Raw genomic sequence first — 11971 nt, 5'->3', positions numbered from 1 at the left:
GCTTTGTGGTTATCCATCACAGGAAACTATTCCTGATAACTGATGTCTAAGGGAGCTAAATACGATAGCATCGATAGGAAACAACCTTGGACACAAGACTGACCGCCAGCAGAACGGCCACGCCGCCTGATCCTGCCAGTATCGAAACTGACCAGCAAAGCACCGACCTCATTAAAAGATGGTCCACTGCTGGCCGACCTGTAGCAATAGTGAGCCCAATGGTTTCTGTCAAAGCAGATACACCCGTTCATGCAATGACCGGAACCACAACAGCACAAGATGTCACCAACGACCAAGAAACGGCCTACCGTTGGCTGCTAGCGGCATACTGGATGAGTGAACAACAGACAACAGGTCATAATGGAAGCTCAGCCCCCTCAGCAAGCGGTGGAGAACCGCTGATGAGCAACCCGGCTGCCACCAATGATACCGAACGGTCTGACTTGTTGGTAACGTCGGTGATTGATTTACCCCCCAGGTGTAATATCCTTTAGTCCCCTTTTTTATCTGACAAAAGTCGTTCAGGCTTTATTTTTCCCATGGATTGGGAGTAACCTGCTACAGCATAAAATTAGAATTTCTTATAGCCATTATAAGAACACAACATGGCAGGTTGTTTGAGCGCCCGGCAATTCCTTACTTCCATATCGCCGGGTGCTTGCACTGGATGAAGCAGGAGCACCATGCAGTTTCAGGTTATTCTTCCCATTTTGGGCATTTTGTTAATTTTGTTCAGTACGTCCAGCCTTCCTCCGATTGTCGTGGCACTGCTTTATCAAGAGCAGGAAATGTCCATTTTCATCTATACCTTCCTATTGACACTAATGCTGGGCGTTCTCCTCTGGTTCCCTTTCCGGCATATCAAGGATGAGTTGCGCACTCGTGAAGGGTTTCTGGTCACGGCGCTGCTCTGGATTGTTCTGGGTGCAGTGGGCTCACTGCCATTTCTATTGATGGAAAGCCCGGCACTCAGTATCACTGACGCACTGTTTGAGTCCATGTCCGGCTTAACAACCACGGGAGCCACTATTCTGACCGGCATTGAGCATCTGCCCCGCTCTATTCTGTTTTACCGCCAGCAGCTGCAATGGCTTGGTGGCATGGGGATTATTGTGCTGGCAGTGGCCATTCTGCCGATGCTGGGGATCGGCGGTATGCAGCTGTATCGAACAGAGACTCCCGGACCGGTTAAAGATTCAAAACTAACGCCCAGAATTACCGAGACCGCCAAAGCACTCTGGTTTCTTTACCTTTTTCTAACGGCCGCCTGTGCCCTGGCGTACTGGTTAGCGGGGATGAACCTGTTTGACGCGATCTGCCACAGTTTCACCACCATCGCCATCGGCGGTTTTTCTACTTACGACGCCAGCATGGGCCACTTCAACTCCCCCATGATTATCTCTGTGGCCATCTTTTTCATGCTGATTGCCGGGATCAATTTCGCCCTGCATTTTACCGCCTGGCGCAATAAGTTATTGACCCACTATATTCAGGATCCGGAAGTTAAGTGGTTTCTGGCCATTTTGGGTGTTGTTGGCGCAATCACCGTTACCACGCTCTATCTTTCTGATACTTATCCCCTTGCCAAGTCCTTCCGCTATGGTCTGTTTGAAGTGGTATCCGTAGCCACAACCACTGGCTACACCTCATCCTCCAGCTTTTCTGCCTGGCCAACGTTTCTGCCCCTGCTGTTGTTTTTTACCAGTTTTATGGGGGGGTGTGCAGGCTCTACCGCAGGTGGAATGAAAGTCATCAGGGTTGTTCTGATTGCCAAACAGGGAATGAGAGAACTTCGTCGTTTAGTTCACCCTAATGCGGTCTTAACCATCAAGATTGGTGGCAAACCCGTGAGCCCAAGGGTGGGTGAAGCGGTATGGGGGTTCTTTGCCACTTATATTTTGATGTTTGTTCTTCTCTTTCTGGCTTTACTGGCAGCGGGTTTAGACTTTACTACGGCATTTTCAACCATTGCTTCCTGCCTGAATAATCTCGGACCCGCGCTCGGCGAAGCAGCGTTCAGTTACCAGGGCCTGCCCGATGCCGCAAAGTGGATTCTTGCGTTTGCCATGCTACTGGGACGCCTGGAAATTTTTACACTTCTGGTGTTGTTTACTCCAACCTTCTGGCGTTATTAATGCCATTACAGCGGCCGGAACAAAGGTAACATATTCTAAATAAAGCAGCGGTTAAGGAGTTGTCCCGAAATAATTTCGACATTTTGAGCTCGATCTCCGTTCATCCTGAGTGCTGAGCTTGTCGAAGTATCGAAGGGTGATAGGCACAATACATGAGGCCGGAGTTCACGCCCTTCGACAGGCTCAGGACGAACGGAGTTTTGAACTCAGAAATGTGCAAATTATTCTGGGGCAATTCCTAACCGAAGGCAGCATCAATAAGAACCATGAAGAAGAGTTTCCGGTTGGAATGCAGAGGATTATAGTCCTTCCATCAGGCTCTCACCCCCCAGAACCCTGAGCCATTGAGATTCATCCAATGGATTCAAAAAATCAGCAATCTCAGACTCGTTAAACCTTACCACGCCTGATTTGAGCTTATTATCGTCTCCCTTATTTGAATAAATAAGACTGATATCTGTTTGACAGGAAACATCCCTGAAGACCAAATCCTGACGCAAGGGAGCGACATTATTGTTGTCAGGTGTCTGGGTACTATGATCTGTTAAGCCCGAAGGGCTCAATACTTTATGCGTTACCTGGTTTGGCTTAACACGGGTATGAGCAACGCTTGACGCCTTTTGCGCGATCACGGATTTCTTGTCCGATTGCCGTACGTCAGAAACAGGATTATTACCAGAACGCTGCCTTTTGGGATGGGCTACTTTCCGACTTGTTACAGTTTTGCCTTTTAACTCGCTTTCAGCATTGGATTTTTTGCGCTTTCTGGGGTGATACTTGTAATCAGGATACTTTTTTTTGTGTTCATCCTTTTCTAATGTGGCTTCCTTAACAAAACGCTCCTTCTCCTTCTCTGACATTTTTTTCCAATCTTCGGCCACCAGTTTGGAGAATTCACTTTGATGGCATAATGGCTTTACTTCCTTTGCCCTCATGCTGCGAAAAATAAAAAATGCATTCCTGGGCCTGGGTACGTGATTGTGCTTTGATTTTACAGAGGCAGTTGTTTCCACCTTTTTTCTATTATTAGTTTCAGGCTCCCTCGCAGGATAAGAAAACGGCGCACCAACTGGACCAGAATTCGTTACATGCACTGTTAAAAAACCTCTTTCTTTAAAATCGGCTTGGACAACTTTTTGAGCTATTAAGTTCCCAATAGACACCCTTAATGTTTACCCACATTGTTCACAACTTATCCACAGCTTAAACTTAATCGCACAAACCGGTATACTCCCTCTCTATTTTTACAGTCGAATCCTGCGAGTGATCACTCATAGGGAAACCTGCGCCAGGTGAATAAACCGGTCATCGATAATTGCTCGCAACACAACGCTCAATGTTCAAAAAACGACCCGTTTACATTTGAGCCTCCAAGAGGTAGAAAAGTGACTTCCCAGAGCACACCAGATATCTATACATTCCAGGGGCTGATCCTCGCCCTGCAACAATTCTGGGCCCAACAGGGCTGCGTTATCATGCAACCACTGGATATGGAAGTGGGTGCGGGTACTTTCCACCCAGCCACTTTTCTGCGAGCCATCGGCCCGGAAAACTGGAACTCGGCTTATGTTCAGCCCAGCCGTCGCCCAACCGATGGCCGTTATGGTGAAAACCCCAACCGCCTGCAACATTATTACCAGTTCCAGGTGGTGATGAAGCCATCCCCCGATAATATTCAGGAGCTGTACCTGGAATCTCTCCGGCAACTGGGCATTGATCCACTGGTTCATGACATTCGTTTTGTCGAAGATAACTGGGAGTCGCCCACACTGGGTGCCTGGGGTCTTGGCTGGGAAGTCTGGATGAACGGTATGGAAGTCACCCAGTTCACCTATTTCCAGCAGGTCGGCGGTATTGAGTGTTACCCGGTTACCGGCGAGATCACCTATGGTCTTGAGCGCCTGGCCATGTATATCCAGAATGTTGATAACGTGTATGACCTGGTCTGGACGGTGGGTCCACAGGGTCCGGTCACTTATGGCGATGTGTTCCATCAGCAGGAAGTTGAAATGTCCACCTTCAACTTTGAGCACGCTGACACGGAAGAGCTGTTCAAACAGTTCGATTTCTTTGAACGCGAATCCCGGAAGCTGGTTGATACCGGCCTGCCTCTGCCAGCTTATGAGTACGTTCTGAAAGCTTCACACACCTTTAACCTGCTGGATGCCCGCCACGCGATTTCGGTGACGGAACGCCAGCGTTTTATCCTGCGCGTCAGAACGCTGGCCAGGGCGGTCGCCAAAGCATACTTCGATAAGCGTCGTGAGCTTGGTTTCCCCCTTGCGAATGACAGCATTCGTGATGAAGTTCTGGCATCTCTTGCCAAAGAAACCGCGCAGGAGGAAAAATAATGAGCACTTCCCTGAATAAAGCACATAAAGAAGACTTCCTGATTGAGCTGGGCACGGAAGAGCTGCCACCAAAGGCATTAAAAAGCCTGTCTGACGCGTTTACCCGGGGCATCCTTTCCGGTCTTGAGCAGGCCCAGATCACATTTACCGATTATGAGTCGTTTGCCGCCCCCCGTCGTCTGGCTCTGCTGATCAAAGGCCTGGATACCGCACAGCCGGATCAACAGCTTGAGCGCAAGGGGCCTGCAGTCAAAGCCGCCTATGATGCCGAAGGCAACCCAAGCAAGGCAGCCCTTGGTTTTGCCCGTTCTAACGGTGTTAATTTTGAAGACCTGGAACAGGAAGAAACACCGAAAGGTGCATGGCTGGTCTACCGCTCGGTCAAACCGGGTCAGGCCAGCAAAGATTTGCTGCCGGAAATTATTACCCAGTCTCTGAATAACCTGCCCATTCCCAAACGTATGCGCTGGGGTGCCAGCCGTACCGAGTTTGTCCGTCCCGTTCACTGGCTGCTGATGCTGCTGGGCAATCAGATTATTGACTGCGAAATTCTCGGTCTGAAAGCCGGTAACACAACCCGTGGTCATCGCTTCCACGGGAACCGGGAAATCACCATCAACAACCCTGCTGACTATGCTCAGGTTCTCCATGAACAGGGCAAAGTGATTGCCAACTTTGCAACCCGTCGCGACATTATCCGTGAGCAGGTTGAACAGATGGCTGCCACGATTAATGGTCATTCGGTGATTGATCCGGACCTTCTGGATGAGGTCACCGCGCTCAATGAATGGCCGGTCGCTCTTTGTGGCCATTTTGATGATGAGTTCCTGGCCGTTCCGTCGGAAGCACTGATCTCTTCCATGAAAGGCCATCAGAAATATTTCCATGTGGAAAACAGTGCAGGGAAACTCCTGCCGCACTTTATTACCGTGGCCAATATTGACAGTGCCGAACCTCACCTTGTTGTGGCAGGTAATGAGAAAGTCATTCGTCCGCGTCTTGCCGATGCCAAGTTCTTCTACGACACTGACCGTAAACATACACAAGACAATCGTCGTGAAAAACTGAAACCCATTGTCTTCCAGGCACAACTGGGTTCAGTGTTTGCCAAAACAGAACGTATCGCACGACTTGCGTCTTACATTGCACAAACGGAAGGTGGTGATGCCTCGCTGGCTGAACGTGCCGGTCAACTGTGCAAGTCTGACCTGGTGTCTGAAATGGTGCTGGAGTTTCCCGAGCTGCAGGGCATCATGGGTCAGTACTATGCCGACAACGACGGTGAAAATCCCGAAGTCAGCAAAACGCTGTATGAACAGTACATGCCCCGCTTTGCCGGTGACCAGCTACCTTCAACACTGATTGGCTGTGCCGTTGCCATTGCCGATAAGGTGGACACCATTACCGGTATTTTCGGTATCAATCAGCTGCCAACCGGCAGTAAAGACCCTTTCGCACTTCGTCGTGCCAGCATCGGTGTGCTGCGAATCATTGTTGAGAAGAAACTCAATCTTGATCTGGAAGCATTGATCGATCAGGCAATTCTCGGCTATCAGGAGCAAGGTGTTTCTCTGCCCGCACTGGGTAACCTTAATACGACAGTCGTCAATTACATGCTGGAGCGTTTTGATGCCGCTTACCAGGAAGAAGGCATTGCGGTTGAGGTCATTAACTCCGTCAAGGCATTACGCCCTACCCGGCCACTGGACTTTGATCGTCGTATAAAAGCCATTACCCGCTTTAATGCCATGGATGAAGCGGATGCCCTGGCTTCTGCCAACAAGCGGGTATCCAATATTCTGGCGAAAGCCGGGGATATCATTATTCCTGACGCACTGGATGAGACACTGCTCAGCGAAGTTTCTGAACGTGAGCTCGCCAACATTGTGTTTGCCAAGAAAGAGGAAATTGCCCCTGCTCTGGCAGAAGGCCGTTACGCGCTGGCCATGGAGAGTCTGGCGGCACTGAAGCTACCGGTTGACCTGTTCTTTGACCAGGTGCTGGTCAATGCTGAAGATGAAGCTATCCGCCTGAACCGCTATGCCCTGCTGAAGCAATTGCGCAGCCTGTTCCTGCAGGTAGCGGATATCTCTTTGTTACAGAAAAGCTAAGCACAACCTGATAAAGTGCGGCACTAGTACATGGTTTCAATGTGAGTGATGGGTGCCTTTATTGACCTCCAAACTCCGCTCGTCTTGAGCGGAGTCGAAAGGCGCAAACTCCATACCCTGAATACTGTGCCAATCACCCATCGTCCGTGCCTCCTGAGCGGAGCCGAAGGACGCTCAGGGTGAGCGGAGATTGTACACATCAAACTCATCGAAATGATGTACTAGCCGCACTTTTTTTATGTGTTTCAGGAGCACTATGACCAGGCTTGTTATTCTGGATCGGGATGGCGTTATCAATGAGGATTCAGACCAGTACATACGGTCTGAACATGAATGGCTTCCTATTCCGGGAAGTATTGAAGCCATTGCCCGTTTGTCATCTGCGGGCTATCGCGTCGTCGTAGCGACCAACCAGTCCGGGTTAGCCCGTGGCTACTTCACTGGCAAAGCGCTCAATGCCATGCACGACAAGCTAATCAGGCTGGTCAAAGAGCAGGGAGGTCATATTGATGGCATCTATTACTGCCCACACGGCCCGGATGACCACTGTCAATGCAGAAAGCCGGCAACAGGGCTTATTGACCAGATTTTTACCGACTACGATGCCAGCCCGGCAGAAACCTGGATGGTTGGCGATTCACTGCGTGATCTTCAGGCAGGGGTCAGCAGTGGCTGTAAAGTTGCCCTGGTACTGACGGGTAAAGGCGTTAAAACCCACACTAAACTCATCGAACACCCGGAAGCGATTTCTGGTAGCCTATCTGGTAGCAGGGATGTAGCTGTTTATAACAATCTGAACAGCTTTGTAGAAGAACTACTTTCAGAGGGATTTTAATGTCATCAGCTGTCGGTTCTGCAACTACCCGGGCAGTGACCCGGTCAATGGCCACTACCTTTTCTGTCTTAAGGACAACTGTCTTTTATTTGTCGCTGGCAGTCTGGACTGTGTTCTGGGCAATGCTGATGATTCTGTTTATCTACCCTTTCAGGTTTAATCTCCGTCATCGCATTTTTGTCAAAACATGGGCTGTTGTATCAGTATACCTTTGTCGTTTAATTTGCGGAATTCGATGGCGTGTAACCGGAGCAGAGAATATTCCTGATTCTCCCTGTGTCATTATCAGTAACCATCAAAGCACCTGGGAAACGTTTTTCCTGCAAACCTTATTAACTCCCCAGACTCAGGTGATCAAACAGGAGCTACTGAAAATCCCCTTCTTTGGCTGGGCTTTTCAAAAAATCAGGCCCATCGCCATTAATCGTAAGGATGCCCGGCAGGCACTTCAGCAGGTCAGAGAGCAGGGTAAAGCGGCACTTGCCCATAACGTCTGGGTCCTTATTTTTCCGGAAGGAACACGCGCATCTCCCGGTGAACCGGGCAAGTTTTCCCGTGGTGGCGCAGGGCTGGCGAAAGCGGCGGCAGTGGATATTCTTCCCATAGCCCATAACGCCGGGGTTTTCTGGCCGAACAGCTCCTGGATAAAACGCCCCGGAACGATTCAGGTAGAGATCGGGCCCGTCATCAAAACAAAATCCCTTTCGGTGGCAGAAGTAAATGATACCACCCGTGACTGGATTACACGTGCGCTGCAAACGATGCAATAACCGACTGCTATTTATCACTCAGTACCTTGGAGCCTGGTTGTAATACCAATCGAACTTTTTAACTCCCGTGATGAGTATGAATATTTGATACGTGCGTTCATTTTGCGATTTCAGAAAAATCCGAAGAAGCTGGTTTTGCCCTGCTATACTCAGCCGGTATCAAGTCTGATGCCATGACAATAATTATAAAATACATGTGCCTGAATTGAGTTTTTCTTTCGCGGTGGCAAACAATGTATGGGACTCACGATCTGTTATTACCACCGAGGATAAATGCTTCACCCCATACTAACGCATCCTGCGTTGCACTGAATGTGCTGAAAGCAGGAAAAAGTGTTCAAAGAATTAATACATGGATAATAATAACGCGCATCTAAAAGTTCATAACCCTTTTTTGGCCCGCCGTCATCAGGCTAATAAATACCACAGAAATAAGACAGCCCCCTATGAGAGGCCAGGCTTTAACAGATCCATAAGATACATACAAAAGCCACAAGGGGCATCCAATGCCACGTCTTATATACCCAGAAGCCAGGGTACCTCAGAAAACAGGAAGGAATTTCAACGTTTTCATCATCGTCCCCCATCCCACTCTCAACCGGGTGCAGGCTATCATCGACAGGGGGAAATTCCCGGTATTAATGAAGGGTTCAGCTCTTTAAGCGCAGGTGATAATGATCATGCCCTCAAATTAGCAGAAGATATATTAAGGAATAATACCAGCTTGAGTCGACGTAACTATCTGCGTGCAAACCTGCTTAAAGCCAGAGCCCTGTTGAATTCAGGGCTGATTAATGATTGCCTGCGATCAATAGAACAGGTAAAACCTCCCCTTAACAAATGGTTACTGATGACAAAAGGCAAAGCACTGCAAGGCAAAAAACTCATGTTTGAAGCGCTGCTTGTTTTTAAGGACATTTATAAAAATCACTCAATTAAGGACAACGATAAAAGAAATAATTATCTTACCCTTGGCATACATTACCAGCGCATGGGAGAGCATCAGGAAGCACTGACAATCTTTATCAAGCTGCGCACTGACCTCTCCGGACATGAAGCCACTCCCTGCAACGACAAGCAAGTAGAACTGGCCCTTGGCTGGCTATACCAGGACATGGGTCTGTATCAGAAGGCGCTGACAATCTTCTGCAAGCTACGTGCCGACCTCTCCGGACATGAAGCCACTCCCTGCAACGACAAAAAAGTAGAACTGGCCCTTGGCCGACTATACCAGAGCATGGGACTACAGCAGAAAGCGCTGACGATCTTTATCAAGCTGCGTACCGACCTCTCCGGGCATGAAGCCACACCTTGCAACGACAAGAAAATCGAACTGACCCTGGGTCGGCAATTCCAGTACATGGGACGATATCAGGAGGCGCTGACGATCTTTATCAAGCTGCGCACTGACCGCTCCGGGAGTGAAGACACACCCTGCAACGACAAAGAAGTTGAACTGGCCCTTGGTCGGCAATTCCAGCTCATGGGACGGTATCAGGAGGCGCTGACGGTCTTTAAGACGCTTCGCACCGATCGTTCCGGACATGAAGACAATCCCTGCCACGACAAGGACGTAGAGTTAGCCCTTGGTCGGCTTTACCAGGACATGGGACTGCATCAGAAGGCACTGGCGATCTTTAAGAAGCTGTACTCCGCCCACGCCGGGCATCCAGGGACTCCCTGCAAAGACAAGGAAGTTGCTCTGGCCCTTGGTCGGCTATACCAGGACATGGGACGGCATCAGGAGGCGCTAATGATGTTTTTGAAGCTGCGTACTGACCGTTCCGGGCATGAAGGCACACCTTGCAACGACAAGGAAGTTGAACTGGCCCTTGCCGTGCAATACGACTGCATGGGATGGTATCAGAAGGCACTGACGATCTTTTACCAGTTGCGCAGCGACCGCTCCGGGCATGAAGACACTCCTTGCAATGACAAGGACATTGAACTGTCCCTTGGTCGGCTATACCAGTACATGGGACGGTATCAGGAGGCACTGACGATCTTTATCAAGCTGCGCACCGACCGCTCCGGACATGAAGGCACGCCTTGCAACGACATGGACATTGAACTGGCCCTTGGTCGGCTATACCACGATATGGGACAGTATCAGAAGGCGCTGAAGACCTTTATCAAACTGCGCATCGCCCGCTCTGGTCATGAAGGCACTCCCTGTAACGACAAGGACATAGAGTTAAGCATTGGCCGACAATACGAGTACATGGGACGGTATCAGGAGGCGCTGACGATCTTTACCACGTTGCGCACCAACTGCGCCGGGCATGAAGACACTCCTTGCAATGACAAGGAAATTGAACTGGCCCTTGGTCGTCTATACCAGCACATGGAACTGCATCAGAAGGCGCTGGCGATCTTTAACCAACTGCGCACCACCCGCTCCGGGCATGAAGGTACTCCCTGCAACGATAAGGACATAGAGCTAACCCTTGGCCGACAATACCAGTACATGGAACGTCATCAGGAGGCATTGACAGTCTATAAGAATCTGCGCACCGACCTCTCCGGACATGAAAGCACTCCCTGCAATGACAAGGACATTGAACTGGCCCTTGGTCGGCAATACCAGAGCATGGGACGATATCAGGAAGCACTGGCGATCTTTATCAAGCTGCGCAACGACCGCTCGGGGCATGAAGGCACCCCCTGCAACGACAAGGAAATCGAACTGGCCCTTGGCGACATTCATGTCGATTTAATGAACTGGCGTCAGTTTGACCAAATGCAACTTGATAAAAATGGTTTTGTCGGGCCTGAAGTGGACTTGTGTACCAGCATCCGTTACTTCAGAGAGTGCATTTATTCTGGTCAAAGCAAGGAAATTCCAGGGCTTTTGGCTAAAGCCATTGAGCATGGATGTAATGCAATAGAAAAAAGTCAGTATCTCGATGCATCATCTTTTAGTCAGTTAGGGCACTGCCTTCGTATCGCAGCATTATTACCTGTTGAGAAAACACAGGATTTCTTTTCAAAAGATGAATTGAAAAACCTGGTTTATGAATATTTTACCGAAGCTAACAAACTGCACCCTTACCGACAGGACCGGCTAAAAACTGAAGACTGGAGGAAAATAGAGCGTACTTTTTTAGCAAGGCTTCCTGTCGGACTTAAGACTGTCCGAGAATAACCTGGGTTCCCAAAAAATTCAGCCATAGTATTGGGTGAAAGTCTCATACTGATGCGTAGCTTCAGTGGTAATCAGGCCTAATGATAAAAGAGTCATGGAGACCTGTGAGTCACTCAGTAACTATGGGGGCCATTGCGGCATGAAAGCATCCGAAGTTCGTTACATGGATAATAATGCTTATCCTGACGCTCGTAAGCCTTTTCTGGCTGGTCATCAGGCTAACAAATACCATGGAGATAAGGCAGCTCCTTATAAGAGGCCATGTTTTAATAGATCCGTAAGATACATACAACAGTTACAAGGGGCATCCAATGCAACGCCTGTTTATATACCCAGGAGCCTGGGTACCCCTGAAAACAGGAAGGAATTTCAAGGTTTTCATCATCGCCCCCCACCCCATTCTCAACCGGGTGCAGGCTATCATCGACAGGGTAAAATGCCCTGTATCAATGAAGGGTTCAGCTCTTTAACAGCAGGTGATAATGATAATGCACTCAAAATAGCAAAAGAGATATTAGATACTTATTCCAACTTGAGTCGGCTTCTCTATCTACGTGCACACCAACTTAAAGCAAGAGCCCTGTTCAATTCAGGAAGAACTGATGATTGCCTGAAATCAATAGA

Annotated in this window: 9 protein-coding genes; 8 read left to right on the top strand and 1 reads right to left on the bottom strand. The window is 49.1% G+C overall.

From position 1 onward, the window contains the following. Window positions 1-86 precede the first annotated feature (86 nt). Together ACO6V1_RS11650 and ACO6V1_RS11645 are read left to right on the top strand one after the other, a co-directional pair. On the top strand, window positions 87-494 hold the full coding sequence (locus tag ACO6V1_RS11650) for a hypothetical protein (RefSeq protein ID WP_422466949.1): 408 nt from the start codon (window positions 87-89) through the stop codon (window positions 492-494). Window positions 495-683: 189 nt separating this feature from the next. Then, window positions 684-2135: a TrkH family potassium uptake protein gene (locus ACO6V1_RS11645; RefSeq protein WP_422444498.1), complete on the top strand. Its 1452-nt coding sequence runs from the start codon at window positions 684-686 to the stop codon at window positions 2133-2135. 299 nt (window positions 2136-2434) lie between these two features. On the opposite strand, the gene ACO6V1_RS11640 is transcribed toward ACO6V1_RS11645, so the two are convergent. Beyond that, window positions 2435-3298 (bottom strand): HMG-box domain-containing protein, encoded by an 864-nt coding sequence (locus ACO6V1_RS11640; RefSeq protein WP_422466947.1) that lies wholly within the window; start codon window positions 3296-3298, stop codon window positions 2435-2437. A gap of 222 nt (window positions 3299-3520) precedes the next feature. Here ACO6V1_RS11640 and glyQ point away from each other — a divergent pair, with 222 nt between their 5' ends. From glyQ to ACO6V1_RS11610, 6 genes are all read left to right on the top strand, one after another. Continuing rightward, window positions 3521-4486 carry a glycine--tRNA ligase subunit alpha gene (gene glyQ / locus ACO6V1_RS11635; RefSeq protein WP_422444494.1) on the top strand — a complete coding sequence of 322 codons (966 nt, stop codon included), beginning with the start codon at window positions 3521-3523 and terminating at the stop codon, window positions 4484-4486. Beyond that, a complete protein-coding gene (gene glyS / locus ACO6V1_RS11630; protein WP_422466945.1) occupies window positions 4486-6597 on the top strand; it encodes a glycine--tRNA ligase subunit beta in 2112 nt (703 codons plus the stop codon). Before glyQ ends, glyS begins: the two co-directional genes overlap by 1 nt. Before the next feature lie 256 nt (window positions 6598-6853). Then, window positions 6854-7432: a D-glycero-beta-D-manno-heptose 1,7-bisphosphate 7-phosphatase gene (gene gmhB, locus ACO6V1_RS11625; RefSeq protein WP_422466943.1), complete on the top strand. Its 579-nt coding sequence runs from the start codon at window positions 6854-6856 to the stop codon at window positions 7430-7432. Further along, window positions 7432-8202 (top strand): lysophospholipid acyltransferase family protein, encoded by a 771-nt coding sequence (locus ACO6V1_RS11620; RefSeq protein ID WP_422444490.1) that lies wholly within the window; start codon window positions 7432-7434, stop codon window positions 8200-8202. The genes gmhB and ACO6V1_RS11620 overlap by 1 nt, the downstream gene beginning before the upstream one ends. 352 nt (window positions 8203-8554) lie before the next feature. Further along, complete coding sequence (locus tag ACO6V1_RS11615; RefSeq protein ID WP_422466941.1) at window positions 8555-11347, top strand: tetratricopeptide repeat protein; 2793 nt, start codon at window positions 8555-8557, stop codon at window positions 11345-11347. A gap of 163 nt (window positions 11348-11510) precedes the next feature. Beyond that, a partial coding sequence (locus ACO6V1_RS11610) for a hypothetical protein (RefSeq protein WP_422466939.1) occupies window positions 11511-11971 on the top strand: 461 nt, incomplete at its 3' end.

Source organism: Endozoicomonas sp. ALC013 (assembly GCF_049310205.1).
GTDB lineage: Bacteria > Pseudomonadota > Gammaproteobacteria > Pseudomonadales > Endozoicomonadaceae > Endozoicomonas.
Note: the sequence above shows the minus strand (reverse complement) of the source record. Positions and strands in the feature narration are given on the sequence as shown.